This window comes from Paracoccus sp. ME4 (genome assembly GCF_046736325.1).
Taxonomy (GTDB): Bacteria; Pseudomonadota; Alphaproteobacteria; order Rhodobacterales; family Rhodobacteraceae; genus Paracoccus.
In genome coordinates this window covers 431,932-456,334 of sequence record NZ_CP151276.1, presented here as the reverse complement: position 1 = coordinate 456,334, position 24,403 = coordinate 431,932, and the positions used below count along the sequence as shown (strand labels likewise).

Genomic DNA, 24,403 nt, shown 5'->3' with positions numbered 1-24,403 from the left:
AAGGCTGGGTCAGCCTGCACTCCTGCCCGCAACCCATGCGCGAAAGGAGGGGCTGATGACATCATATGCAACCGCCCCAACCCTGAACCGCTTCGGTTCGGTCCACCGCCCGTCGCTCCGACAGGCCGCCTGACCGCCTCAGGGCAGACCCCGCCGACATCATGACCTGACCCGTGCCGCATTCCGCGGCCCCGTCCGCATGGCGTCCTTTCATCTCTGAACCAGACCGACCGCGCAGGCATCGCCTTGTCCGGTCACGACCATGGAGACCAAGAATGATCGCCGATCTTCACCCGCACAGCGCCCGCCTGCGTCCCGCCATGCACCGCCTGATCGCCCGGCACGGCGCGACGGCGGTCCTCTGGGCCGCGATCCGCGCCAGCCTGCTGCCCAGACGCAGGCGGCCCAGGCCGCCCGACCCGTATCTCATGTCCGCCCATATCCGGCGCGACATCGGCCTGCCCCCGCCGGGGCCGCATGTGCCGCGCTACTACGAGCTGAGGTGAGAGCGGTTCCGGGCGGCGTCATCGGCGTCGCCCGGAACCGGCAGGGCCAGCCCGGCCTCGGCCATCAGCCGGTCCGAGGCGGTCTCGATCTCGGCCTCCAGCCGGGGCAGGAACCCCTCCTGCGGGACCGAGGGCCCCATGGCGGGCAGGAACTCGACCACGGCGCGGCCGGGGCGGATGCCCCACCCGCCGCGCGGCCAGAACATGCCGGTATTGACCGCGACCGGCACCACCGGCAGCCCGGTCGCGGCGCGGATCGTGGCCACGCCCTGCTTGTAGGACCTGCGCTGGCCCGGCAGGGTCCGCGTGCCCTCGGGATAGATGATCAGCTGGCCCAGACCCTCGCCCGACAGGCGCTGGTTGATGGTGGTGCTGATCGCGGCCATCGCGTCGCGTCCGCGCGCGCGGTCGATGGGGATGCAGCCGGTCTTCCACGCATACCAGCCCATGACGGGCACGCGCATCACCTCGCGCTTCATGATGAAGGCGCGGCGGGGGACGGCATGGGCGATGACCATGATGTCCCAGAAGGACTGATGCTTGGCCGCGACGATGCAGTCATGGGTCGGCGGCGTGCCGCGGATCTCGCAGGTCAGGCGCAGATGCACGCGCGCCGCCCAGATCATGTAGGCGATCCAGCGCGTGGCGACCCGGTTCGCCCCGGCCCGCCCATGGCGCAGCGCGGGCAGGCCCAGAAGGCCGATGACCAGCGTGCCGACGGCGACGTTCAGATAGAACAGGACGTTCTGCACATACTGCCACGGCGTCAGCGCGCCCGGACGCGGATCGGTCATCGCACGGCCTCCAGCATCTTCAGCGCGGCCCAGCGGGTGGCCACGAAGCCCACCACCGACGCGACGACGGGGATGGTCAGCGGCAGCAGCCAGCCCCAGCCCTGAAAGCCCAGCCCGGTCAGAAAGCCCCCGGCGGCATTGGTCTGCGGCAGCAGGGCGACGCAGGCCATGCCCGCCAGCGTGCCCGCCGCCGATCCGATCGCCGCGCGGCGGGTGAAGCGGCGCACGAAGGCGGTGGCGATGGTCAGGTCGCGCGCCCCGATCAGCCGCAGCACGCGGATCACCTGACCGTTGGCGGCCAGCGCGGCCTTGGCCGCCAGCGTGATCATCGCCGCCGACGCGGCCCCGATCAGCAGCAGCGACACGACGCCCAGCAGGCGCAGCCGCTCCGCGGCCGAGACCAGCGGCCGGCGCCATTCGGTATGGTCGTCCAGCACCGCGTCCGGCACCTCGGCCTCCAGCCTCAGGCGCAGCCCGTCGGCGTCGAAATCGCCGTCGACCGGCAGGTCGATCAGCGCCGGCACCGGCAGCGCATCGACCGGCATGTCGGGGCCGAACCACGGCTCCAGCAGCTGCGCCAGCTCCTCCTGCGGCAGCAGGCGCGGCGTGCCGGTCGCGGGCGTCGCCTGCAGGATGCTCAGCGTCTGCTGGATGCGGGCTTCCTGGTCGGCGGCCGGGGCGCTGACGCGGATGGTGACGCTGCCCGCCAGCTCGGCCGACCAGCGGTCGGCCAGCCGCCCCGTCGCCAGCGCCAGCGCTAGCGCGAAGACCGCCAGGAAGGCCATCGCCCCGGCCGAGAACAGCGTCAGCTGGGCCGTGATGCCGGTCGGCGGCACGATCCGGTCGCCGGGCCCGTCCCGGTCGCCCACCAGCCCCTGCCACAGCGATCCGATGTTCATGCCCCGCCCTTTCACAGATCGGCCCCCGCCAGATGCAGCTGCCCGCCGGTGATGCGCAGCACGCGCGCCGTCACCTGCGCCTTGGTCGCGCGGATCAGGTTCAGGTCATGGGTCGCCACCAGCACGGTCTTGCCCGACTTGTTCAATTCGATCAGCAGCTGCATCAGCCGCATGGACATGTCCCAGTCCAGATTGCCCGTCGGCTCGTCCGCCAGCACCAGATCGGGCGACAGGATCACCGCGCGGGCCAGGGCCGCGCGCTGACGCTCTCCGCCCGACAGCGAGGGCGGCAAGGCGCGGGCGTGCTGCGACAGCTGCACCCAGCCCAGAAGGTCGCGCAGCGCGTCCATGTCGACCTCCTCGCCCGCCACGGTCAGCGGCAGGGCGATGTTCTCGGCCAGGGGCAGGTGGTCCAGGAATTGCGGGTCCTGATGGACGACGCCCACCCGGCGGCGCAGGTCGGCGATGCCGTCGCGGTCCAGCGCGCGCATGTCCTGGCCGAAGGCCGTCATCTGCCCCGCATTCGGCAGCAGGTCGGCAAAGCACAGCCGCAGCAGCGTCGTCTTGCCCGAGCCGGACGGGCCGGTGAGGAAGTGGAACATCCCCTGCTGCAGCGTCAGCGTCATGCCCGACAGCAGCTGGTCCTGGCCGTGATAGCCGAAACCCGCATCCCGCATCTCGATCAAGCGCCACCTCATTTCCCTGCGGCCCGTCTGATGCGGACCCTGCGCGCCCGGCGCGACTTGGAAGCCGGACCTGCGCTTGATAGAACAGCCGACAGATGAATACGAGGGTGGCATGGCTGAATTCAAGTTGATCTGTCCCGGATGCGGTGCGGAATATGCCCTGCCGCCCGACGCCATCCCCCCCACCGGCCGCGAGGTCGAGTGCAGCGATTGCGGCCATGTCTGGCAGGCCCGCCCGACCGCGCCCGAAGGCCGGCTGGACTTGGGCGGTTTCGCCCGCAGCGACGCGGGCGGCACGGGCGAGGACGCCCCCCGTCCGCTGCCCCCTGCCGCGCGGCGTCTGCCCGCCGACGTGCTGGACATCCTGCGCGACGAGGTCGAGCACGAGCGCCGCCTGCGCGCGGCCGAACAGCAGGCCGTCGTCCGCCCTCCCGCGACCCCGCCCGATGGGACCGAGATCGACTGGCCCGCCACCACCCTCACCCGCGAGACCGAGCCGGAGCCCCGCCCCGCCGCCCCGACCGTCATCCGCCACGCCCGCAACGTCTCCGACGCGCCGCCCGCGCAGGCCGCGCGGTCCGAAACCCCACCGCCCGCCGCGGCACATGCGCGTCGGCAGGACCCTACGCCCGTCGCCCCGGAACCCGCCCAGCCCGCGCCCCCGGCCCCGGCGGTGCGGGCGCCCCGGCGGGGCCGGTTCGGGTTCCTTTTGGGGCTGGGTCTGGCGGGGGCGGTGCTGGCCGTCTATCTGGCCGCGCCGCTGGTGCAGCCGCAGGGCGGGCCGCTGGCCGATCTCATGGGCGGATGGCGGGCCGATCTGGACGCGCTGCGGCTGTGGCTCGCAGAGCGCATCGGTGCCGCCTAGAACCGGTCCAGCAACCGGCCCAGATAGTCGCGCTCGTCCTCGGGGCGGCCCTGCTCGCCGCTGCGGCGGCGGATCTCGTCCAGCAGGTCGCGGGCGCGGCGGGCCGGGTCCGCGCCCTCGGACAACGGATCGCCATTGGTGATGACATTGCCGCCGCCCTGGCTCTCGCGGCCCAGGGGGTCCAGCCGGGGCTGGCCCTGATAGGGCTGGCCAGGGGCGCCCTGGGCCGACTGGCCCGGCTGCTGGCCGGGCTGCTCTCCGTCGCCGCCCTGCTGACCCTCCTGGCCCTCCTGCCCCTGCTGGGCCAGCATGTCGCCCAGGGCGCGCATCCCCTCGCGCATGGACTGGATCGCATCGGCCTGACGCTCCATCGCGCCCGCCATGTCGCCGTCGCGCAGCGCGCGCTCGGCCTCCTCCATCGCGCGGCCGGCCTGATCCAGCTGGCGCCGCGCCGCATCGCCCTCGGGCGAGCCCTGCCCCGGCATCAGCCCCCGCTGCTGGTCCAGCTCCTCGCGCAGCGCGCGCTGACGGTCGGCCAGGCTCTGCCCGCCCTCGGCCCCGTCCTGGCCTTGACCCGGCCGGCCCTGCCCCGGCTGGTCTTGCCCCGGCTGGCGCTGCATGTCCCGGAAGGCCTCGTCCGACAGCTCCTGCTGCTGGCGCAGCGTGTCGGCCAGGCGGTTCATCGGCTGGCTGCCCTGACCGCCCTCGCCCTGTCCCTGCCCTTCGCCCTGCTGGACCTGAAGGTTCTCCATCATGCGGTTGAACTGCTCCAGCAGCGCCTCGGCCTCGGCCATGCGGCCCTCGTTCATCAGGCGCTGGATCTCGTCCATCATCTCCTGGATCTGGTCGCCGGTGATGGTCTGGCGCTGATCCTCGCCGCGATCCGGGCTGTCCGTGCTGTCCCGGGGTTCGGCCTGCTCGGCCAGCATCTGCGTATAGGCGTCGGTCGCCTCGCGCAGCTCGTCCATCAGGCGCTGGACCTCGTCGGGGCTGGCGCCGTTGCGGATCGCCTCGGACAGGCGCTCCTGCGCGGCGCGCATCCGCTCCAGCGCGTCCGACAGGCCGCCATCCTCCAGAAGCACCGCCGCCTCCCACAGGGCCTCGGCCAGCCGGTCGCGATCGGCCGGGGCCAGCGGACCGCCCTCCAAGAGACCCACCGCGCTGCGCAGCTCCGCATAGAGGTCGTCCTCGACGAAGCCCTCGGGCTGCCAGGTCACCGCCCGAATGATCTCGGCGCTGCGCCGCGCATTCTCGCGCGACCACAGCAGATCGCGCCGCAGCTCGATCAGCGTCGCCGCCAGCGGGTCGAAGAAGCGCCGCCCCGGCAGGGGCAGGGATGCAGGCTCGGACCGGCCGACCTGCTCGATCCCGTCCACGGCGCGCAGGGTCACGGTCACCGACAGGTTCGCCCAGGGGTGGCGGGACAGGTCCTCGGCCAGCTGGCCCGCGATCTCGCGGCGGTCGCCGCGCGGCAGGGCCAGGTCCAGCGCCACCGGGTCGCGCGGCTCGGGATCGACCGCCAGACCGAAGCGGCGGTCCACCGCCGCCAGATCCAGCGCGATCACCGCCTGGCCCGAGACGACGCCGTGATCGTCCCCAGCCTGGAACTCCTGGATCATCCGCCCGTCGGCGCGGCGCGTCGGCGCGGCCCCGGCGCGGATGACTGGCGGCGTGTCGGGCTGCACCGTCACCGCGAACCGACGCTCGCCGATGCTGATGCTGCCCGACCGTTCCGCGCGAAAGACCGGCGCCGCCGGGTCGTCGCCGATCTGCGGGCCGATGTCCTGATCCGGCACGACACCCTCGGCATAGAAGCGGAAGGCGATCTGGCTGCCCTTGGGCAGGTCAAGGCCCTGCCCCTCGGCCAGGGCATTCAGATAGACGGTCGGGCGGCGCGTATAGGCGGGGGGCTCGGCCCAGCCCTCCCAGACCGGGCCCTGCGGCAGGGCGGGACCGGTGGCGGGCGGGGTCACGGTGGCCGCGATGGCGGCGATTCCCTGCCCCATCTGTCCCGCGCCGCCGAAGATCACCGCCATGACCACCGCGACCAGCCCGGCCAGCCGCAGCGCGTAGGGGTCGCGCCGCGCCAGGTCCGCGTCGGGGGGCACGGGGCGCGCGGCCTCGGCCGCCTGCCGCATCTGCGCCTGATGCGCGCGCCACAGCGCGCCCTCTCCACCGATCGCGGCCCGGTCGCCCAAGGCGCTCAGCGGGCGTCCGGGCAGGGTCCGGTCCAGCCGCTCCACCGCCTCGGCCAGGGGCACGCGCCGGAAGCGCCAGCCGCCCCAGCCCGCCGCCGCGACCACCGCGGCCAGCCAGACCCCGCCGGTCCAAGGCAGCACCGGGTCGGGCATCGCCGCCACCGCGCCCAGGGCCAGCGCTGCCAGCCCGAAGAACAGAATCGTCGCCAGCGGCCAGAAGGCCCGCGCGGCCCGTTCCCAAGCCATGCCCGCCCGCGTCAGCCGCAGGGCGCGGCCGATGCGGCCGGCGGGAATCGTGAAGGGTTCGGGGACGGTGCCGGAACGCGGCGCATGGCGGGGGCCGTCGGCCCCCGGCCTGTCTGTATCGCGGGGACGCCGGATCAAAGCCATGCGGGGATGCTATCCCGCGCCAGCATTTCCTCAAATGTCGGGCGTGCCCGGATGACGGCGAAGTGATCGCCCTGCACCAGGACCTCGGGGACCAGGGGGCGGGAATTGTATTCCGACGCCATCACCGCGCCATAGGCCCCGGCCGACCGGAACGCGACCAGCCCCCCTGCCGCCATTTCGGGCAGGTCGGCGCCCTTCTGGAAGGTGTCGCCCGATTCGCAGACCGGTCCCACCACGTCATAGGGCCGGACCGACGCGCCGACGCCCGGCTCGACCAGCGGGACGATGTCGTGATGCGCGCCGTACATCGCCGGGCGCAGCAGATCGTTCATCGCGGCATCCACGATCAGGAAGTCGCGATCCTCGCCGTTCTTCACATAGATCACCCGCGATAGCAGCACGCCTGCATTGCCGACGATGTTGCGCCCCGGCTCGATCTCGATCTCGCAGCCCAGATCGCCCACGGTGTCGCGGATCACCTGCCCGTATTCGATGGGCAAGGGCGGCGCGCTGTTGTCGCGGCGATAGGGGATGCCCAGGCCGCCGCCCAGGTCCAGCCGGGTGATGTCGTGACCCTCGGCGCGCAGTGCGCGGGTCAGTTCGGCGACCTTGCGATAGGCGTCGCGGAACGGCGCCAGATCGGTCAGCTGGCTGCCGATATGGACGTCCACGCCCACCACGCGCAGCCCCGGCAGGGACGCGGCCTCGGCATAGACCTCCATCGCGCGGGAGATCGGGATGCCGAACTTGTTCTCGGACTTGCCGGTGGCGATCTTCTCATGGGTCTTGGCGTCCACGTCGGGGTTCACGCGGATCGCGACCGGCACCGTGGCGCCCATGCTGACGCAGAGCGCCGACAGGGCGCGCATCTCGGGCTCGCTCTCGATGTTGAACTGGCGGATGCCGCCCTCGATCGCCATGCGCATCTCGGGGATGGTCTTGCCCACGCCCGAGAAGACGATCCGCTCACCCGGCACGCCGGCGGCCTTGGCACGCGCGTATTCGCCGCCCGAGACCACGTCCATGCCCGCGCCCAGATCGCCCATCAGCTTCAGCACGGCCAGGTTGCTGTTGGACTTGACCGCAAAGCAGACCAGGTGGTCGGTCCAGTCCAGCGCCTGCCGGAACAGGCCGAAATGCCGCGTCAGCGTCGCCGCCGAATAGACGTAGACCGGCGTTCCGACTTGGCTTGCGATGCAGGACAGGGGCACGTCCTCGGCGTGGAGTTCGCCGTTCTTGTACAGGAAGTGGTCCATTCAGAGATTGGCCGACACACCGATCCGCGCATCGCCGCTGACGGTCACGCCCATCTGCTGCTGGACAGGCTTCTCGACGGGGCGCTGCGGGGCGCCGTCCACGCCGCAGCCCGCCAGAAGGGCCACCGCGACGACCAGGACGACGACGATGATGGTGATGTTTCTCATGCCAGTTTCTCCTTCCAGCGGGCGATCTGCGCGCGCACCTGCGTGGGCGCGGTCCCGCCATAGCTCTGCCGCGAGGCGACGGAATTGTGCACGCCCAGCACATTGAACACATCGGCGGTGATCTGACCATGCACCGATTGCATCTGCGCCAGCGTCAGATCGGGCAGATCGACGCCGCCCTGCTCGGCCAAGGCCACCAGCGACCCGGTGACGTGATGGGCGTCGCGGAAGGGCAGGCCCAGTTCGCGCACCAGCCAGTCGGCCAGATCCGTCGCGGTCGAGAACCCGGCCCCCGCCGCGGCCTCCAGCCGGTCGCGATTCGCGGTCAGGTCCGACAGCATGCCCGTCATCGCGGCCAGGGCCAGCATCAGCGTGTCGGCGGCGTCGAAGGCCTGCTCCTTGTCCTCCTGCATGTCCTTGGAATAGGCCAGCGGCAGGCCCTTCATCACCGTGAACAGCGCGACGGTCGCCCCCAGGATGCGGCCGATCTTGGCGCGGATCAGCTCGGCCGCGTCGGGGTTGCGCTTCTGCGGCATGATCGACGACCCGGTCGACCACTTGTCCGACATGGACACGAAGCGGAACTGGGCCGAGGACCAGATCACCATCTCCTCGGCCAGGCGCGACATGTGGACGGCGCAGATGCTGCTGGCGGCCAGGAACTCCAGCGCAAAGTCGCGGTCACTGACCGCGTCCAGGCTGTTGGCCATGGGCCGGTCGAAATCCAGCGCGGCGGCCGTCATGTCGCGGTCGATCGGATAGCCCGTGCCCGCCAGCGCCGCGGCGCCCAGGGGCGATTCGTTCATGCGCTTGCGCGCGTCCTGGAACCGCGACAGGTCGCGGCCGAACATCTCGACATAGGCCATCATGTGGTGGCCCCAGGTCACCGGCTGCGCGGTCTGAAGATGCGTGAAGCCCGGCATGACCCAATCGGCGCCCCGTTCGGCCTGGCCCAGGGCCGCGCGGATCAGCGCGGTCAGCCCGTCGATGGCCGCGTCGCACTGATCGCGCACCCATAGCCGGAAGTCGGTCGCCACCTGGTCGTTCCTGGACCGGCCCGTGTGCAGGCGGCCCGCGGGTTCGCCGATGACCTCCTTCAGGCGGGCCTCCACGTTCATGTGGATGTCCTCCAGGTCGGTGCGGAAGGGGAAATCGCCCGCCTCGATCTCTGACAAGACGGTGAGCAGGCCTTCCCCGATGGCCTCGGCATCGCTACCCTTGATGATGCCCGTGGCCGCCAGCATGGCGGCATGGGCACGGCTGCCCCGGATGTCCTGTGCATAGAGGCGCCGGTCGAACCCGATCGAGGCGTTGATCGCCTCCATGATCGCGTCCGGCCCGGCGGCGAAACGCCCGCCCCACATGCTGTTGGCGGAGGTCCGGGGCCGGTCGGTCATGGCAATTCCTTCGGAGGTCACATGCTGCGTTCCGCCCTGCTTTATACGGCCCTTGTTTTCGGTGCAAACACCGCCTTCGCCGCGGACCCCGACTGGCAGGCCGCGCGCGACGGGGGGCTGGACAAGCTGGTCGTGGCGGAAAGCCCCGCCCCGGTCGCCCAGACCGAATTCACCGACCGCGACGGGGCCGCGCAGACGCTGGCCGACCGGCAGGGCAAGGTCGTCCTGGTGAACTTCTGGGCCACGTGGTGCGCGCCCTGCCGCGAGGAGATGCCCGCCCTGGACCGGCTGCAGGCCGAGCTGGGCGGCGACGACTTCGAGGTCGTGACCATCGCCACGGGCCGCAATTCGGTGGAGCGCATCGACGCCTTCTTCGAGGAGGTCGGCGTCGGGAACCTGCCGGTTCTGCTGGACCCGCGCCAGCAGGTCGCGCGCGAGATGGGCGTGGTCGGTCTGCCCGTCACGGTGCTGATCGACCGCGAGGGCCGCGAGGTCGCGCGCTATCTGGGCGATGCCGAATGGGATTCGGAGGTCGCCAAGACCCTGATCACCCAGCTGACGGCGCCCTGAGCGCCGCATGCCGGTGGCAGGTCATGACATGGTCGTTCACCATGCCCGTGGCCTGCATGAAGGCATAGGTGATCACCGGCCCGCAGAAGCCGAAACCGCGTGATTTCAGCGCCTTGGACATCGCCTGCGACTGGGGCGTGTCGGTGGGCACGTCGCACGCATCGCGCCGCTCGGGCTGGATCGGGTCGCCGCCGGTGAAGGACCACAGCCATGGCGCGAACCCTTCCTGCGCCTCGACCGCCAGAAAGGCGCGGGCGCCGCGCACGGTGGCCTCGATCTTGCCGCGGTGGCGGATGATGCCGGGGTTGGACAGGGCGCGTTCGATGCGCGCCGCGTCCCAGGCCGCCACGCGTTCGGGGTCGAAGCCGTCGAATTCGGCTCGGAAGGCGTCGCGCTTGCGCAGGATGGTGATCCAGGACAGGCCGGCCTGGAACCCGTCCAGGACCAGCTTTTCCCACAGGGCGCGGGGGTCGCGTTCGGGCACGCCCCATTCCGTGTCGTGATAGGCCACATAGACCGGGTCGCTGCCGCACCACGCGCATCGGTTCAGCATCTGTTAACCCAAAGTTGAATTAGCGGTCACGATTCACCGCAGGTTAAGCCAATATGGGCAGACTGCAAGCAGACCCGAGTCGAATGAGGCCGCCCCGTGAGCGACAGAACCATGGACAACAGCTCGCCCCTGGAAGACGCGATCCGGCATCAGGACCGCATCACCCTCGCCGCCGTCGCCGCCGCGGTCGAGAAGGGCAGCGGCGTGCTGGCCTTCCAGCCCATCGTCCAGGCGCAGCGCACCAAGACGCCCGCCTTCTACGAGGGGCTGATCCGCATCATCGACGACAGCGGCCGCCTGGTGCCGCTGCGCGATTTCATGCCCCAGGCCGAGACGACCGAGCTGGGCCGCAAGATCGACTGCCTGTCGCTGTCCCTGGGCCTGCAGACCCTGGCCGAGGATCCAGGCCTGCGCCTGTCGATCAACATGTCCGCGCGCTCGATCCTCTATCCCGACTGGATCGGCACCCTGCGCCGCGGCATCGCGGACCAGCCGACCCTGGGGGAACGGCTGATCCTGGAGATCACCGAGAGCAGCGCCATGGGCATGCCCGAGGAGGTGCAGGCCTTCATGGCCGAGGTGCAGGGATACGGCATCAGCCTGGCCCTGGACGATTTCGGCGCGGGCTACACCTCGTTCCGCTATCTGCGCGACTTCTGCTTCGACATGATCAAGATCGACGGCCAGTTCATCCGCGAGATCGCGGCCAAGCCCGACAATCAGGTCCTGACCCGCGCGCTGCAATCCATCGCGCATCATTTCGACATGTTCACCGTTGCGGAATCGGTCGAGACCGCCGAGGAGGCGGCCTTCCTGATCGACATCGGCATAGACTGCCTGCAGGGCTACTATTTCGGCGCACCCACCATCGCCCCGCCCTGGAAGAAGCCGCCGTCGCTGGCCACGCGCTGAATGGCCGGTGCGGCGCGGCGCAGCCTTCGGCTTGACGTTGCGTCGCCAAACGGCATCCTGACCGCAGGCCGGCTCGTCCGGCACAGCTGGGAAGGAGTCCTCACGTGACCAAAGCCGTTATCGTATCCGCCGCACGCACCCCGGTCGGAAGTTTCCTGGGCGCATTCGCCAACGTGCCCGCGCACGATCTGGGCGCGGCCGTGCTGGCCGAGGTCGTCCGCCGCGCGGGCATCGACGCGGCCGAGGTCGACGAGACGATCCTGGGCCAGGTCCTGACCGCCGCCCAGGGACAGAACCCCGCCCGCCAGGCGCATATCAAGGCGGGCCTGCCGCGCGAATCCTCGGCCTGGGGCATCAACCAGGTCTGCGGTTCGGGCCTGCGCGCCGTGGCGCTTGCCGCGCAGCAGGTGATCCTGGGCGATGCCCGCGTGGTGCTGGCCGGCGGGCAGGAGAGCATGTCGCTGTCCGCGCATGCCGCCTATCTGCGCGCGGGCCAGAAGATGGGCGACATGCAGTTCATCGACACGATGATCCGCGACGGGCTGTGGGACGCGTTCAACAACTATCACATGGGCCAGACGGCCGAGAACGTCGCCAACCAGTGGCAGATCAGCCGCGACCAGCAGGACGAATTCGCCCTGGCCTCGCAGAACAAGGCCGAAGCCGCCCAGAAGGACGGCCGCTTCGACGACGAGATCGTGGGCTTCACCGTCAAGACCCGCAAGGGCGACACGGTGGTCGAGAAGGACGAATACATCCGCCACGGCGCGACCATCGAGGCCATGCAGAAGCTGCGCCCCGCCTTCACCAAGGACGGCTCGGTCACGGCGGCCAATGCCTCGGGCCTGAACGACGGCGCGGCGGCGGTCATGGTGATGTCAGAGGACGAGGCCGCGCGCCGCGGCCTGACGCCCTTGGCCCGCATCGCCAGCTATGCCACCGCCGGTCTGGACCCCGCGATCATGGGCACCGGCCCGATCCCGGCCAGCCGCCGCGCGCTGGAGAAGGCCGGCTGGTCCGTGGGCGATCTGGACCTGGTCGAGGCGAACGAGGCCTTTGCTGCCCAGGCCTGCGCCGTGAACAAGGACATGGGCTGGGACCCCTCCATCGTGAACGTGAACGGCGGCGCCATCGCCATCGGCCATCCGATCGGCGCCTCGGGTGCGCGCATCCTGAACACGCTGCTGTTCGAGATGCGCCGCCGCGACGCCAAGAAGGGCCTGGCCACGCTGTGCATCGGCGGCGGCATGGGCGTCGCCATGTGCCTGGAGCGCTGAGCCCACCGGGCGCGCAACGATCTTGCGCGCCCCGATTTCATTGATTAGCAATATTTCAAGAATCTACAAAGGAGGGGGACCATGTCGAAAGTCGCACTTGTCACCGGAGGATCGCGGGGCATCGGCGCCGCCATCTCCAAGGCGCTAAAGGAGGCGGGCTATACCGTCGCGGCCAATTATGCGGGCAATGACGACGCCGCGCGCGCCTTCACCGAGGAGACGGGCATCAAGACCTACAAATGGTCGGTCGCCGATTACGACGCCTGCGCCGAAGGCATCAAGCAGGTCGAGGCCGAACTGGGCCCCGTCGCCGTGCTGGTCAACAACGCCGGCATCACCCGCGACGCGATGTTCCACAAGATGACCCCCCAGCAGTGGAAAGAGGTCATCGACACCAACCTGACCGGCGTCTTCAACATGACCCATGGCGTCTGGAACGGCATGCGCAACGCCAAGTTCGGCCGCGTGATCAACATCAGCTCGATCAACGGGCAAAAGGGTCAGGCAGGTCAGGCGAACTATTCCGCGGCCAAGGCGGGCGATCTGGGCTTCACCAAGGCGCTGGCCCAGGAGGGCGCACGGGCCGGCATCACCGTCAACGCAATCTGCCCCGGCTACATCGGCACCGAGATGGTCCGCGCCATCGACGAGAAGGTCCTGAACGAGCGCATCATCCCGCAGATCCCCGTCGGCCGCCTTGGCGAGCCCGAGGAGATCGCGCGCGCCGTGGTGTTCCTGGCCGCGGACGATGCGGGCTTCATCACCGGCTCGACCCTCAGCGCGAATGGCGGTCAGTTCTTCGTCTGACGCGCGGCCCGCGACCGCAACAAGAAAGGCCCGCGCATCCCGCGCGGGCCTTTCCCGTAAGGCGGTGTCCGTTCAGTGACCCAATCGGGTGATCTGCTCCTTCAGGCGCAGCTTCTCGCGCTTCATGGCGGTGATTTCGTGGTCGCTGGTACTGGGGCTCCTTTGCGCCCTCTCCACTGCGACCGAAAGGTTCTGATGCTTCTTGCGAAGCTCCTCGACATGGGAAGCAACCGTCATCGCGTACTCCTCTTTGTTGTCTCGAACACCCTCAGTGCAGCACAGCATCGCGATTCTGTCACGCGACTTTCGCAATTCCCATGTCGATCGGCAGCCCGTCGCGCAGGATGCGGGCAGTGGCGGGGCTCAGCCCTCCGTCCTCACCCTCCGCGTCATGCGTCAGCAGCGGCGCCAGCAGCCGCAGCGGCGTCCGCGCCCCCTTGCGCGCGCAGACCAGCACCCGCCCGGCCTCCGCCCCCTGCCGGGCCGCGACGGGCCGGATCGCGATGCCCCCGGCCTGTCCCGCCAGCGCCGCGATCAGCCCGTCCAGCCGGTCGGCGCGCTGGATCGCCGTCAGCCAGCCGCCGGGGCGCAGCCGCCGCAGCCCGGCCTCGACCCAAAGCGCCAGCGGGGTCTCCTCGGACCGGGCCTGCGCGCGGCCCGCATCCGGCGCAGGCGTGCCGCCCAGGAAATAGGGCGGGTTCATGATCACATGATCGAAGGCCATCGCCCGAAGCGCCGCAGGCATGGCCGACAGATCGCCCGTCAGCACCCTGAGCGCGATGCCGTTCGCCGCCGCGTTGGCGCAAGCCAGCGCGGCATAGCCCTCCTGCCGTTCCAGCCCGGTGATGGTCAGGTCCGCCACCCGCCAGCCCAGGCACAGGCTGGCCACCCCCGCCCCGCAGCCCAGCTCCAGCACCGCCTGCCCCGGCCGCGCCGGACAGGCGGCGGCCAGCATCACCGCATCCGCCCCCGCGCGATAGCCGCGCACGGGTTGGGCGATGCGCAGCCGCCCGTCCAGAAATCCGTCGATGCGGGTGTCAGTCATCCAGCCCGTTGTCGCGCAGGATGGCGCGGGCCATGAATTCGTCCCGGTCCGCGACCATCAGCCGCGCGGGCAGGATGCCGATGGAGCCTTCCAGCACGCTCATGTGCTGATCCATCGGAAAGGTGGCGATCCCTTCGGATTCCAGCAGGCTGGTCGCGGCGGACATGCGGACGGGATCGTTGCTGCGGAAAAGCTCTTTCATGGGCGCGACGTTAAGCGGCGGTTGCGCATTTGTCGATGCCGTGGCAATGCGTTGGGCGCAGACACGGGGTACGCTATGACTGTGCAGGAGAACGTCCGCAAACCGCTGGACCGGCTGAGCGAGGCCCTGGCCGCCGAGATGGAGGCGGTCAACGCGCTGATCCGCGACCGCATGGCCAGCCGCCATGCCCCCCGCATCCCCGAGGTGACGGCCCATCTGATCGAGGCCGGCGGCAAGCGCCTGCGCCCGATGCTGACCCTGGCCGCGGCCAAGCTGCTGGGCTATCCCGGCCCCTGGCACATCCACCTGGCCGCCACGGTCGAGTTCATCCACACCGCCACGCTGCTGCATGACGATGTCGTGGACGAAAGCCGCCAGCGGCGCGGGCGCCCGACGGCGAACCTGCTGTGGGACAACAAGTCCAGCGTGCTGGTCGGCGACTATCTGTTCGCCCGCAGCTTTCAGCTGATGGTCGAGCCGGGCAACCTGCGCACGCTGGAGATCCTGTCGAACGCCAGCGCCACCATCGCCGAGGGCGAGGTGCTGCAGCTGACCGCGGCGCAGGACCTGGCCACCGACGAATCCGTCTATCTGCAGGTCGTGCGCGGCAAGACGGCGGCGCTGTTTTCGGCCGCGACCGAGGTGGGCGGCGTCATCGCAGGCGCGCCCGACCGTCAGGTCCAGGCGCTGTTCGACTATGGCGACGCCCTGGGCGTCAGCTTCCAGATCGTGGACGACCTGCTGGATTACGGCGGCGCGACCGAGACCATCGGCAAGAACGTCGGCGACGACTTCCGCGAACGCAAGCTGACGCTGCCGGTCATCAAGGCCGTCGCCCGCGCCACCCCCGAGGAGCGCGCCTTCTGGTCGCGCACCATCGAGGCGGGCGATCAGCGCGAGGGCGATCTGGATCACGCCCTGTCGCTTCTGGCGCGGCACGGCGCGATGGAGGCCGCGCGCGCCGACGCGCTGGCCCATGCCGCTCGCGCGCGCCGCGCGCTGGAACAGCTGCCCGACCATCCGATCCGCGACATGCTGGCCGATCTGGCCGATTTCGTCGTCAGCCGGGTCGCCTGACCCCACCATCCCGCGACACCGTCCCGCCGCCCGCGCCCGACCGCGGGTCGGCGCCCCATGGGCCGCGACGGCCCGGCCCCGCCCGCTCGGCCTGCGCCGCAAATGCAGGCAGAGCGCGCGAATCCGGCCGATAATTGCGGCAGTTCCCGTCTGACCATCCCGAATCCCTGCCCGCGCCCTGTGCAAGAGGCCGGATTGTGCCGATCCAAGGGGCGATGTTCGCCGCATTGCGGCCCGTGGGGTAAGTTGAGGATGAGAGAAGTATGAGAACGCTTTCCGCATATGGTCTTCTGGCGGCGACGCTGTCCGTCGTCCCGGCCTTCGCACAGGATGCAGCCGCCCCGGTCGTCGAGGCCGCGGCCCCGATCGCGGACAAGGGCGATGCGGCCTGGCTGATGATGTCGGCCATCCTGGTCATCATGATGACGCTGCCGGGGCTGGCGCTGTTCTATGGCGGTCTGGTGCGCGCCAAGAACATGCTGTCGGTGCTGATGCAGGTCCTGACCATCTTTTCGATCATCGCCATCCTGTGGATCGCCTTCGGCTATTCGCTGGCCTTCACCGGCGCCGGCAGCGCCGAGGATGCGGGCTTCCTGACGCCCTATATCGGCGGGCTGTCCAAGGCGTTCCTGTCGGGCGTCACCACGGCGTCGCTGGCCGAGACCTTCTCGACCGGCGTCTATGTGCCGGAACTGGCCTTTGTGATCTTCCAGATGGCCTTCGCCTGCATCGCCTCGGCGCTGATCGTGGGCGCCACGGCGGAACGGCTGAAATTCTCGGCCATCCTGCTCTTCGTGGTGATCTGGTTCGTCTTCTCCTACATCCCGATGGCCCACATGGTCTGGTGGTGGGGCGGCCCGTCGGCCTATGACGCGCCCTCGGGACTGCTGTTCGGGCACGGCGCGCTGGACTTTGCCGGCGGCACGGTCATCCACATCAACGCGGGCGTGGCGGGCCTGGTCGCGGCCATGGTCGCAGGCCCCCGCCTCGGCTATCGCAAGGAGCTGCTGGCGCCGCACAACCTGACCTTCACGCTGGTCGGCGGCTGCATCCTGTGGGTCGGCTGGTTCGGCTTCAACGCGGGCTCGAACCTGGAGGCGAACGGACTGACGGCGCTGGCGATGATCAACACCGCGGTGGCGACGGCGGCGGGCGTGCTGGCCTGGTCCTTCGGCGAATGGATCATGCGCGGCCATCCCAGCCTGCTGGGCGGCATCTCGGGCGCCATCGCGGGCCTGGTCGGCGTGACCCCGGCGGCAGGCTTCGTCGGACCGATGGGCGCCATCGCGATCGGCCTGGTCGCCGGTCTGGCCTGCATGTGGTTCGTGATCTCATTCAAGGCGCGCATGGGCATCGACGACAGCCTGGACGTGTTCGGCATCCACGGCATCGGCGGCATCGTGGGCGCGGTGCTGACGGGCGTCTTCGCGGCCCCCTCGCTTGGCGGATCGGGCGTCTTCGACTATTCGACCGGCGCGGTCGGCGAATACGCGATGGGCGCGCAGGTCTGGAACCAGACCCTGGGCGTGATCATCGCGGTCATCTGGTCGGCGGTCGTGTCCTTCGTGGCCATCCACATCGTCAAGGCGCTGATCGGCCTGCGCGTCAGCGACAGCGACGAGCGTCAGGGCCTGGACGTCACCACCCACGGCGAGAACGCCTACAACTGATCGCGCAACGGCGATCTCCGTGGAAGGCCCGGCCCGCGACGGCCGGGCCTTTCGCATTCCGCGCGGCGGCGGCATCGGCGGGAAAAATCACGCTTCGGTCAGGCCAATTCCCCCCGTGGCAATCTTGCTGTAAAGTGCGTGGCAACCGTCCGGGCCAACCGGCACCGCAGTCACGCAGGCATCCGATCCATGAAAAGACCCACCGGCACCCCGCCCCGCTCGGGCAAGAGCCCCGTTGCAGAGAAGCGCAGCCAGCCCGCCCCCGAGGCCGCACGCCCGTCGCGGCGGGTCAAGCGGCACCGCAAGCCGCGTCGCGGCGGCATCCTGGGCTGGATCGCCGGGCTGGTCACGCTGGTCTGGCGCATCCTGTGGGGTTCGGTCTGGCGCCTGGCGATGACGGTGGCGCTGATCATCGGCGCGGCCAGCGCCTATTTCTATGTCAGCCTGCCCGAGGCCTCGGCCCTGTTCGACGGGCGCGCGCGCGGCAGCGTCACCATGCTGGACCGCGACGGCCGCGTCTTCGCCTGGCGCGGCGAGACCTATGGCGCGGTGACCAGCGACCAGATCCCCGAGGTCCTGCAGGAGGCGGTCCTGTCCTCGGAGGACCGCCGCTTCTTCCGGCATTTCGGCGTCAGTCCGCGCGGCATCGCCAGCGCCATCCGCATCAACCTGGCCGAGGGCCGCGGCCCGCTGGAGGGCAACGGCGGCTCGACCATCACGCAGCAGGTCGCCAAGCTGCTGTGCCTGGGCGATACCTTCGATCCGACCCGATTCGCCAACGAAGCCGAGTTCGAGGCCGAATGCCGGTCGGGCGGCATCTGGCGCAAGATCAAGGAGATCCCCTACGCCTTCGCCATGGAGGCGAAGTACAGCAAGGAGGAGATCCTCTCGATCTACATGAACCGCTCCTATCTGGGCGGCGGCGCGCGGGGCTTCGAGGCGGCAAGCCAGGTCTATTTCAACAAGCGCGCGGCCGAGCTGAACGTCTCCGAGGCCGCTATGCTGGCGGGCCTCCTGCCCGCGCCCAGCCGCTATGCCCCGACCGCCAGCCTGGAGCGCGCGCAGGCCCGCGCCAGCGTCGTGCTGGGCCTGATGAACGAGGAGGGCTATCTGGACGACGCGCAGCTGGCCCAGGCCCGCGCCAACCCCGCCACCCTGTCCCAGGCCGCCACCGCGCGGGCGGGCGGCTATTTCGCGGACTGGCTGATGGAATCGGGTCCCGGCTTCCTGACCAGCGAGACGACCGAGGACGTGACCATCACCACGACCTTCGACCAGCGCATCCAGCGCGCCGCAGAACGCGCCCTGCAGCGGGTCTTCGACGAAAAGGTCAAGGACGGCTCGACCGCCGAGGCGGCCGTGGTGGTGATGTCGGCCGACGGCGCGGTGCGCGCCATGATCGGCGGGCGCGACACGCGGGTGAACGGCGTCTTCAACCGCGCGACCCAGGCCAAGCGCCAGACCGGCTCCAGCTTCAAGCCCTTCGTCTATGCCGCGGCGCTTGAGGCGGGCTATTCGCCAAGCGACCGGATCGAGGACGGGCCGCTGACCATCCGCATTCCCGGCGGGCGCAACTGGTCGCCCCAGAACTATACCCGCAACTATCGCGGCATGGTCACGCTGACGCAGTCGCTGGCGCAGTCGCTGAACACCTCGACCATCCGCCTGCAGGAGGTCGTGGGCCGCGACCAGGTGATCCGCGTGGCGCGCGACTTCGGCATCGTCAGCAACCTGACCACCAGCCCCTCCCTGGGCCTGGGCGCGTCCGAGGCCACGCTGATGGAGCTGACCGGCGCCTATGCGGGCATCCGCAACGGCGGCACCTCGGTCGCGCCCTATGGCGTGGTCGAGGTCGCCATGCAGGGGGACGACCGCCCGCTGATGGGCCAGACCGGCGGCTTCGGCGACCGCGTCATCAGCCAGCGCGCGGCGGGACAGCTGATCTACATGATGCAGCAGGTGATCTCGAACGGCACCGGCGGGCGGGCGCAGCTGGGCTCGCGCCCGGTGGCGGGCAAGACCGGCACCACCAGCAGCTATCGCGACGCCTGGTTCGTGGGCTTCACCGAGCAGTATGTCACCGGCGTCTGGATGGGCAATGACGACAACACCCCCCTGACCGGCGTGACCGGCGGCGGCCTTCCGGCCGAGATCTGGCAGGCGGTGATGTCCGAGATCCATGACGGCCTGCCGGAGCTGCCCCTGTCCACCGTCTCGCCCGACGGCAGCGGCATCATCATGTCCAGCGGCCAGAGCACGCCGCAGGTCGTCACCAGCGGCTCGGCCGACGATCCGCTGGCCGCGGCACTGGCCGGGGTGATGAACGGGGTCGAGGCGCAGAACAGCGGCCGCGTGATCACCGCCCCCGGCGAGGTGCAGGGCGGCCCGCCCGTCACTCCGGGCAGCAGCGTGGGCGCGGAATCCGACGATGCCCTGTCCCGCGCGTTGAACGGCATCCTGGGCGGGAACTGACCGCCCTACGCACCGTGCATCAGAACGCCGCCCGATCGCAGGATCGGGCGGCGTTCTTCATTCCGGGATGGGGCGGGTCAGCCCGCCTGGCGCAGATCGGCGGCCAGACCGGCCACGTCGCCCTGACGGCGGGCCAGCATCGCCCCGATCTCGGCGCGTTCGCTGGCCAGCATGTTCACGCCCTCGATGATGATGTTGAAGTAGAGATCCTGCCCCGACCGGTCGGAGACATGCCACTCCACCTCCATCGGCGCCCGCCCGTTCAGATAGGCGACCGAGGTCACGGCAAAGAAGCTCTTCAGCGGTCGCGCATCCGTCACCTCGATCCGCGAGCCGATGAACTCGCGGAAGCGCGCGCCGTACTTGCGCCCGATATAGCCCTGGAAGGCCTGCCGGTAATCGGCAAAGACCGCCGGGTCGGTCTGCCGCGCGGCGGGGCCGAGGGCCGAGCGCGCGATCGCGTCCACATCCGCATAGCGGGCGAAGATCGCCTCGAACTGCTGATACATCTGCGGGGCAGGCTGGCCCGAGTTGATGACCTGATAGACCTCTCCCAAGGACCGGTCGATCAGCGCGCGCGCGCCATCCGCGTCCAGCGCGAAGGCCGCGCGTCCCGGCAGGACCACCGCGGTTCCGGCCATGGCCAGCATGCCCAGGAAACCGCGCCGGTCACTCCGCATAGGGGTCGATGATCGCATCATCGTCATAGGGGTCATAATCATCACCGGTCTCTCCCAGATCAAAGCGGCGGTTCATCAGCCAGATCAGCCGTGTCTGGGCATAGCTATCCGCACTGCCCTGCAGGATGCCATCCACCGTATCCCCGAACTGCGCCCGATCACCGGCTTTTGAGGCGACGCGCAGCGCGAAGACCGTCGCCGCGTCGCGCCCGTCGAAGACGTGATACAGCGGGTCGATCAGCAGATCGACGACCATCCCCACCGCGTCGCGCTGCGTGGAGGGGCCCAGAACCGGCAGTTCCAGATAGGCGCCCTCGGGCACGCCCCAGACCGCCAGAGTCTCTCCGAAGTCGGTGTCGCGCTCGGTCACGCCGAAGCTGTCGGCGGCCGGGTCGAACAGCCCGCCCAGGCCCACCGTGGTGTTGACCGCGAACCGCGTCAGGTTGGTGCCCGCATCGGCGGGGCGGCCCTGCAGCAGGCCGTTCACGACCTTGACCGGCAGGGTCAGGTTGCGCCCGGCATTGCGCACCATCTGGACCGGCCCGATCGGCGCGTCGGGATCGCGGGGCGCCGCATCGTCATCGCCGCGCAGCCGGTTGGCGACGGGGCCGATCACGCGCGCGTCCAGCGCCTTGTTGAAGGCATGGACGCGGCGGTTCTGCGCCTCGAACGGGTCGCTGACGGGGATGCCGTCGGTCTGGACGGGCGCGGTGGCGGCGCAGCCTGCACCCAGCAGCGATGCCAGCAGCAGTGGAAGGACTCGGAACGGGGGCAAGGGAATCCTAACCTTTCTGTGGAAAGCAGGGCATCAGACTGGCAATGGCCATGCCCGGTGATATGGTCGCTGCAAGAACGTGGCAAGCCCCGGCGGGGCTGTGGACAGGCGGGACGGGACGGATGGCCAAGGGCGCGAACCTGCAGAACGGCGAACGCGAACTGCGGGCGGCCCGCGCGACGGGCTGGCGGCTGTTCCTGGCGGTAGGGATCTTCTCGGCGGTGGTCAACCTGCTGATGCTGACCGGGCCGCTGTTCATGCTGCAGGTCTATGACCGCGTCCTGGCCTCGCGCAGCGTCGAGACGCTGACCGCGCTGTTCGTCCTGGTCATCTTCCTGTTCCTGCTGATGGGGGTGATCGACAGCATCCGCGGCCGGGTGATGGGCCGCATCGCCGCCCGGTTCCAGGACCGGATGGAGGGACGGGTCTTCAACGCCGCCCTGCACGAGGGCGCGCTGCGCGGCGACGAGGCCGCGGCGACCGCCGGCGGCATGCGCGACCTGGACTCGGTGCAGCGCCTGATCGCCTCGCCGGTGGCGCTGGCCTTCTTCGACCTGCCCTGGGCGCCGCTGTTCCTGGCGGCCGTCTACATCTTCCACCCCGTCCTGGGGATCGTCGCGACGATCGGCGGCGCGATCCTGGTCGGGACCACGATCCTGAACCGGGTGCTGACCAAGGCGCCGCTGCAGGGATCGGCCCATGCCGGGGCGCAGGCGCAGCGCATGGCCGACCTCTATCGCGACGAGGGCGAGGTGATCGGCGCCCTGGGCATGCGCGGCGCGACCTTCGCGCGCTGGCGGATCGCCCGCGCCGAATCGCAGGACAATGCCGTGCGTGCGGGCGATCTCTCCACCGGGTTCAGCGTCTTCTCGCGGACCTTCCGGCTGTTCCTGCAAAGCGCGATGCTGGCCGCGGGGGCCTGGCTGGTGCTGCGCCAGGAGCTGACGCCCGGCGCGATGATCGCCAGCTCCATCGTGATGGGCCGCGCCCTGGCGCCGGTCGATCAGCTGGTCGGCGGCTGGCCCTCGGTCCAGGCGGCGCAGGATGGCTGGGCGCGCCTGGCCGCGCTGCTCTCGCGTCAGCCCGCCGACGTGCCGCGCACCCCCCTGCCCCGCCCCGAAGGCCGCCTCGAGGTCCGCAACCTGTCGGTCGCCCCGCCGGGCGACAGCCAGGCGACGCTGCGGGGCGTCAGCTTCGGCGTGGCGCCGGGAACCGCCCTGGGCGTGATCGGCCCGTCGGGGGCGGGGAAATCGACGCTGGCGCGCGCCCTGATCGGGGCGTGGCACGCGGGCGCGGGCAGCATCCGCCTTGGCGGGGCGACGCTGGATCAGTACGACCCCGACATGCTGGGCGCGCTGATCGGCTATCTGCCCCAGCAGGTGACCCTGTTCGACGGCACCATCGCCGACAACATCGCCCGCCTCAGCGACCGGCCCGATCCCGACCGGGTCGTGCGCGCCGCGCAGGCCGCCGCGGCGCATCAGATGATCCTGGACCTGCCGCAGGGCTATGACACCCGCATCAGCCAGACGGCCGGGCGGCTGTCGGGCGGCCAGATCCAGCGCATCGGACTGGCCCGCGCGCTCTATCCCGATCCGGTGCTGCTGGTGCTGGACGAACCGAACTCGAACCTGGACAACCAGGGCTCCGAGGCGCTGAACCAGGCCATCCGGCGGATCAAGGCGCAGGGCGGGGCCGTCATCATCATGGCGCACCGCCCGGCCGCCATCAACGAATGCGAAAACCTGCTGGTGCTGGAGAGCGGCATCCGCCGCGCCTTCGGACCGCGCGACAAGGTGCTGGAACAGATGGTGCAGAACTCGGCACAGATCCGGCAGGCGCAGAGCGCCGGCCAGGGCGGAGGTGTGGCATGACCCGGCAGGAGGGCGCCGAGCGCCGCAAATGGCCCGTCCGCGGGCCGATCATCGCCGGCTGCCTGGGCGTGGCGATCCTGATCGGCGGTTTCGTGGCCTGGGCCGTCTCGACTCAGATCTCGGGCGCGGTGGTCGCGACGGGCCAGGTCGAGGTCGAGCAGCAGCGTCAGATCGTCCAGCATCCCGACGGCGGCGTGGTGCAGGAGATCGCGGTCTCGGAAGGCGCATCGGTGGCGGCGGGCGACGTGCTGCTGTCGCTGGACGGCACGCTGCTGCGGACCGAGCACACGATCGTCGAGGGCCAGTATTTCGAGATCCTGGCCCGCCGCGGCCGCCTGGAGGCGGAGCGCGCCGATGCCGCGGAGGTCACCTTCCCCGAGGAGCTGCTGACCGCGGCCGAGACCGCGCCCGCGCTGCGCGATCTGGTCGAGGGGCAGTCCAGCCTGTTCGTCACCCGACTGGACACGCTGCGCCAGTCGCTGGACCAGCTGTCCAAGCAGTCCGACCAGATCGATTCCGAGGTCGACGGCATCGACGCCCAGATCGCGGCCCTGGGCACGCAGCGCGAGCTGATCGGCCGCGAGCTGCGCGACCAGCAGAGCCTTCTGGACCGGGGCCTGGCGCAGGCCAGCCGGGTCCTGGCGCTGGAGCGCGAGGCGGCGCGCATGGACGGCGAGCTGGGCTCGCTGCAGGCCAGTCGCGCCGCCGCCGCGATCCGCCAGACCGAGCTGGAGATCCAGCGCCTGCGCCTGGCCGCCGAACGCCGCGAGCAGGCCGAGACCGAGCTGCGCGATCTGGGCTATCGCGAGCTGGAGCTGGCCGAGCGCCGCCGCAGCCTGACCGAACAGCTGGACCGCCTGGAGATCCGCGCCCCGGTATCGGGCGTGGTCTACAACATGCAGGTGACGACGCCGCGATCGGTGATCCGGCCGGCCGATCCGCTGCTCTACATCATCCCGCAGGACCGTCCGCTGGTGATCGGGGCGCGGGTCGCCACGATCAACGTGGACGAGATCCAGGTCGGCCAGCCGGTCGTGCTGCGATTCTCGGCCTTCTCCTCGCGCACCACGCCCGAGATCGACGGCCGGCTGGACCGGATCTCGGCCGACGCGCTGATCGACGAGGCGACCCGCAGCCCCTACTACCGGGCCGAGGTCTCGATCCCGCCCGAGCAGCTGGACAAGCTGGGCGATCTGGCGCTGGTGCCCGGCATGCCGGTCGAGGTCTATATCCAGACCGGCGACCGCAGCCCGATGGCCTATCTGATGAAGCCCTTGGCCGACTATTTCAACCGCGCCTTCCGCGAGAGCTGAGCGGCGCGGTCAGCGGC

General features: G+C 70.3%; 24 protein-coding genes. 11 read left to right on the top strand and 13 right to left on the bottom strand.

Translation table 11 applies throughout. The annotated features are described in order from the left end of the window. Positions 1–275: 275 nt before the first annotated feature. Positions 276–506 (top strand): hypothetical protein, encoded by a 231-nt coding sequence (locus AACG61_RS02255; RefSeq protein WP_411838402.1) that lies wholly within the window; start codon positions 276–278, stop codon positions 504–506. On the opposite strand, the gene AACG61_RS02250 is transcribed toward AACG61_RS02255, so the two are convergent. From AACG61_RS02250 to AACG61_RS02240, 3 genes are read right to left on the bottom strand one after another with little or no spacing between them, the layout of a single operon-like run. Continuing rightward, positions 491–1,300: a lysophospholipid acyltransferase family protein gene (locus tag AACG61_RS02250; protein ID WP_411838401.1), complete on the bottom strand. Its 810-nt coding sequence runs from the start codon at positions 1,298–1,300 to the stop codon at positions 491–493. The two genes, AACG61_RS02255 and AACG61_RS02250, sit on opposite strands and share 16 nt — an antisense overlap. Then, positions 1,297–2,199 (bottom strand): cell division protein FtsX, encoded by a 903-nt coding sequence (locus AACG61_RS02245; RefSeq protein WP_411838400.1) that lies wholly within the window; start codon positions 2,197–2,199, stop codon positions 1,297–1,299. Before AACG61_RS02245 ends, AACG61_RS02250 begins: the two co-directional genes overlap by 4 nt. An 11-nt stretch (positions 2,200–2,210) precedes the next feature. Continuing rightward, positions 2,211–2,885: a cell division ATP-binding protein FtsE gene (locus tag AACG61_RS02240; RefSeq protein WP_411838399.1), complete on the bottom strand. Its 675-nt coding sequence runs from the start codon at positions 2,883–2,885 to the stop codon at positions 2,211–2,213. Positions 2,886–2,997: 112 nt separating this feature from the next. Here AACG61_RS02240 and AACG61_RS02235 point away from each other — a divergent pair, with 112 nt between their 5' ends. Next, complete coding sequence (locus AACG61_RS02235; protein WP_411838398.1) at positions 2,998–3,750, top strand: zinc-ribbon domain-containing protein; 753 nt, start codon at positions 2,998–3,000, stop codon at positions 3,748–3,750. Here the strand turns inward: AACG61_RS02235 and AACG61_RS02230 are convergent. The 4 genes from AACG61_RS02230 to argH are packed head-to-tail and all read right to left on the bottom strand — an operon-like array spanning position 3,747 to position 9,159. After that, entirely contained in the window at positions 3,747–6,338 is a 2,592-nt protein-coding gene (locus AACG61_RS02230) for a DUF4175 domain-containing protein (RefSeq protein WP_411838397.1), read from the bottom strand. The two genes, AACG61_RS02235 and AACG61_RS02230, sit on opposite strands and share 4 nt — an antisense overlap. Further along, positions 6,329–7,594 carry a diaminopimelate decarboxylase gene (gene lysA, locus AACG61_RS02225; RefSeq protein WP_411838396.1) on the bottom strand — a complete coding sequence of 422 codons (1,266 nt, stop codon included), beginning with the start codon at positions 7,592–7,594 and terminating at the stop codon, positions 6,329–6,331. The genes AACG61_RS02230 and lysA overlap by 10 nt, the downstream gene beginning before the upstream one ends. Further along, a complete protein-coding gene (locus tag AACG61_RS02220) occupies positions 7,595–7,762 on the bottom strand; it encodes a hypothetical protein (protein ID WP_198143121.1) in 168 nt (55 codons plus the stop codon). It lies immediately after the preceding gene. Continuing rightward, on the bottom strand, positions 7,759–9,159 hold the full coding sequence (gene argH, locus AACG61_RS02215; RefSeq protein WP_411838395.1) for an argininosuccinate lyase: 1,401 nt from the start codon (positions 9,157–9,159) through the stop codon (positions 7,759–7,761). The genes AACG61_RS02220 and argH overlap by 4 nt, the downstream gene beginning before the upstream one ends. Before the next feature lie 21 nt (positions 9,160–9,180). Here argH and AACG61_RS02210 point away from each other — a divergent pair, with 21 nt between their 5' ends. Then, positions 9,181–9,729, top strand: coding sequence for a TlpA disulfide reductase family protein (locus AACG61_RS02210; protein ID WP_411838394.1), 549 nt, complete (start codon positions 9,181–9,183; stop codon positions 9,727–9,729). On the opposite strand, the gene AACG61_RS02205 is transcribed toward AACG61_RS02210, so the two are convergent. Next, positions 9,707–10,282, bottom strand: a complete 576-nt coding sequence (locus AACG61_RS02205) for a DNA-3-methyladenine glycosylase I (RefSeq protein ID WP_411838393.1) — start codon at positions 10,280–10,282, stop codon at positions 9,707–9,709. The genes AACG61_RS02210 and AACG61_RS02205 overlap by 23 nt on opposite strands. 111 nt (positions 10,283–10,393) lie before the next feature. On the opposite strand from AACG61_RS02205, the gene AACG61_RS02200 reads away from it, so the two are divergent. The 3 genes from AACG61_RS02200 (at position 10,394) to phbB (ending at position 13,278) form a co-directional block, all read left to right on the top strand. Continuing rightward, the gene (locus tag AACG61_RS02200) at positions 10,394–11,194 is read left to right on the top strand and encodes an EAL domain-containing protein (RefSeq protein WP_411839447.1); all 801 of its coding nucleotides are present in this window, start codon (positions 10,394–10,396) and stop codon (positions 11,192–11,194) included. A gap of 104 nt (positions 11,195–11,298) precedes the next feature. After that, positions 11,299–12,471 carry an acetyl-CoA C-acetyltransferase gene (locus AACG61_RS02195; RefSeq protein ID WP_411838392.1) on the top strand — a complete coding sequence of 391 codons (1,173 nt, stop codon included), beginning with the start codon at positions 11,299–11,301 and terminating at the stop codon, positions 12,469–12,471. 81 nt (positions 12,472–12,552) lie between these two features. Beyond that, positions 12,553–13,278 carry an acetoacetyl-CoA reductase gene (gene phbB / locus AACG61_RS02190; protein WP_411838391.1) on the top strand — a complete coding sequence of 242 codons (726 nt, stop codon included), beginning with the start codon at positions 12,553–12,555 and terminating at the stop codon, positions 13,276–13,278. Positions 13,279–13,350: 72 nt separating this feature from the next. On the opposite strand, the gene AACG61_RS02185 is transcribed toward phbB, so the two are convergent. From AACG61_RS02185 to AACG61_RS02175, 3 genes are read right to left on the bottom strand one after another with little or no spacing between them, the layout of a single operon-like run. Next, positions 13,351–13,515 carry a YdcH family protein gene (locus AACG61_RS02185; RefSeq protein WP_411838390.1) on the bottom strand — a complete coding sequence of 55 codons (165 nt, stop codon included), beginning with the start codon at positions 13,513–13,515 and terminating at the stop codon, positions 13,351–13,353. 58 nt (positions 13,516–13,573) lie between these two features. Next, entirely contained in the window at positions 13,574–14,323 is a 750-nt protein-coding gene (locus tag AACG61_RS02180; protein ID WP_411838389.1) for a tRNA1(Val) (adenine(37)-N6)-methyltransferase, read from the bottom strand. Further along, positions 14,316–14,525: a DUF2007 domain-containing protein gene (locus AACG61_RS02175; protein ID WP_411838388.1), complete on the bottom strand. Its 210-nt coding sequence runs from the start codon at positions 14,523–14,525 to the stop codon at positions 14,316–14,318. The genes AACG61_RS02180 and AACG61_RS02175 overlap by 8 nt, the downstream gene beginning before the upstream one ends. 75 nt (positions 14,526–14,600) lie before the next feature. Between AACG61_RS02175 and AACG61_RS02170 the strand changes: the two genes are divergently transcribed. From AACG61_RS02170 to AACG61_RS02160, 3 genes are all read left to right on the top strand, one after another. Beyond that, positions 14,601–15,602, top strand: coding sequence for a polyprenyl synthetase family protein (locus tag AACG61_RS02170; protein ID WP_411838387.1), 1,002 nt, complete (start codon positions 14,601–14,603; stop codon positions 15,600–15,602). Between the two features lie 263 nt (positions 15,603–15,865). Continuing rightward, positions 15,866–17,272, top strand: coding sequence for an ammonium transporter (locus AACG61_RS02165; protein ID WP_411838386.1), 1,407 nt, complete (start codon positions 15,866–15,868; stop codon positions 17,270–17,272). A 189-nt stretch (positions 17,273–17,461) separates the two neighbouring features. After that, positions 17,462–19,744, top strand: a complete 2,283-nt coding sequence (locus tag AACG61_RS02160) for a transglycosylase domain-containing protein (protein WP_411838385.1) — start codon at positions 17,462–17,464, stop codon at positions 19,742–19,744. 77 nt (positions 19,745–19,821) lie between these two features. Here the strand turns inward: AACG61_RS02160 and AACG61_RS02155 are convergent, their stop codons facing one another. Then, positions 19,822–20,424 (bottom strand): phospholipid-binding protein MlaC, encoded by a 603-nt coding sequence (locus AACG61_RS02155; RefSeq protein ID WP_411838384.1) that lies wholly within the window; start codon positions 20,422–20,424, stop codon positions 19,822–19,824. Continuing rightward, entirely contained in the window at positions 20,414–21,199 is a 786-nt protein-coding gene (locus tag AACG61_RS02150; protein WP_411838383.1) for a VacJ family lipoprotein, read from the bottom strand. The genes AACG61_RS02155 and AACG61_RS02150 overlap by 11 nt, the downstream gene beginning before the upstream one ends. 122 nt (positions 21,200–21,321) lie before the next feature. Here AACG61_RS02150 and AACG61_RS02145 point away from each other — a divergent pair, with 122 nt between their 5' ends. Together AACG61_RS02145 and AACG61_RS02140 are read left to right on the top strand one after the other, a co-directional pair. Then, positions 21,322–23,073, top strand: coding sequence for a type I secretion system permease/ATPase (locus tag AACG61_RS02145; RefSeq protein ID WP_411838382.1), 1,752 nt, complete (start codon positions 21,322–21,324; stop codon positions 23,071–23,073). Continuing rightward, entirely contained in the window at positions 23,070–24,386 is a 1,317-nt protein-coding gene (locus AACG61_RS02140) for an HlyD family type I secretion periplasmic adaptor subunit (RefSeq protein WP_411838381.1), read from the top strand. The genes AACG61_RS02145 and AACG61_RS02140 overlap by 4 nt, the downstream gene beginning before the upstream one ends. Positions 24,387–24,403 lie beyond the last annotated feature (17 nt).

Bases quoted from the DNA above. Each gene is read 5' to 3' on its own strand.
- AACG61_RS02255 (WP_411838402.1), top strand. From the start codon at position 276: ATGATCGCCGATCTTCACCCGCACAGCGCCCGCCTGCGTCCCGCCATG.
- AACG61_RS02250 (WP_411838401.1), bottom strand. From the start codon at position 1,300: ATGACCGATCCGCGTCCGGGCGCGCTGACGCCGTGGCAGTATGTGCAG.
- AACG61_RS02245 (WP_411838400.1), bottom strand. From the start codon at position 2,199: ATGAACATCGGATCGCTGTGGCAGGGGCTGGTGGGCGACCGGGACGGG.
- AACG61_RS02235 (WP_411838398.1), top strand. From the start codon at position 2,998: ATGGCTGAATTCAAGTTGATCTGTCCCGGATGCGGTGCGGAATATGCC.
- AACG61_RS02230 (WP_411838397.1), bottom strand. From the start codon at position 6,338: ATGGCTTTGATCCGGCGTCCCCGCGATACAGACAGGCCGGGGGCCGAC.
- lysA (WP_411838396.1), bottom strand. From the start codon at position 7,594: ATGGACCACTTCCTGTACAAGAACGGCGAACTCCACGCCGAGGACGTG.
- AACG61_RS02220 (WP_198143121.1), bottom strand. From the start codon at position 7,762: ATGAGAAACATCACCATCATCGTCGTCGTCCTGGTCGTCGCGGTGGCC.
- argH (WP_411838395.1), bottom strand. From the start codon at position 9,159: ATGACCGACCGGCCCCGGACCTCCGCCAACAGCATGTGGGGCGGGCGT.
- AACG61_RS02210 (WP_411838394.1), top strand. From the start codon at position 9,181: ATGCTGCGTTCCGCCCTGCTTTATACGGCCCTTGTTTTCGGTGCAAAC.
- AACG61_RS02205 (WP_411838393.1), bottom strand. From the start codon at position 10,282: ATGCTGAACCGATGCGCGTGGTGCGGCAGCGACCCGGTCTATGTGGCC.
- AACG61_RS02200 (WP_411839447.1), top strand. From the start codon at position 10,394: ATGGACAACAGCTCGCCCCTGGAAGACGCGATCCGGCATCAGGACCGC.
- phbB (WP_411838391.1), top strand. From the start codon at position 12,553: ATGTCGAAAGTCGCACTTGTCACCGGAGGATCGCGGGGCATCGGCGCC.
- AACG61_RS02185 (WP_411838390.1), bottom strand. From the start codon at position 13,515: ATGACGGTTGCTTCCCATGTCGAGGAGCTTCGCAAGAAGCATCAGAAC.
- AACG61_RS02180 (WP_411838389.1), bottom strand. From the start codon at position 14,323: ATGACTGACACCCGCATCGACGGATTTCTGGACGGGCGGCTGCGCATC.
- AACG61_RS02175 (WP_411838388.1), bottom strand. From the start codon at position 14,525: ATGAAAGAGCTTTTCCGCAGCAACGATCCCGTCCGCATGTCCGCCGCG.
- AACG61_RS02170 (WP_411838387.1), top strand. From the start codon at position 14,601: ATGACTGTGCAGGAGAACGTCCGCAAACCGCTGGACCGGCTGAGCGAG.
- AACG61_RS02165 (WP_411838386.1), top strand. From the start codon at position 15,866: ATGAGAACGCTTTCCGCATATGGTCTTCTGGCGGCGACGCTGTCCGTC.
- AACG61_RS02160 (WP_411838385.1), top strand. From the start codon at position 17,462: ATGAAAAGACCCACCGGCACCCCGCCCCGCTCGGGCAAGAGCCCCGTT.
- AACG61_RS02155 (WP_411838384.1), bottom strand. From the start codon at position 20,424: ATGCGGAGTGACCGGCGCGGTTTCCTGGGCATGCTGGCCATGGCCGGA.
- AACG61_RS02145 (WP_411838382.1), top strand. From the start codon at position 21,322: ATGGCCAAGGGCGCGAACCTGCAGAACGGCGAACGCGAACTGCGGGCG.
- AACG61_RS02140 (WP_411838381.1), top strand. From the start codon at position 23,070: ATGACCCGGCAGGAGGGCGCCGAGCGCCGCAAATGGCCCGTCCGCGGG.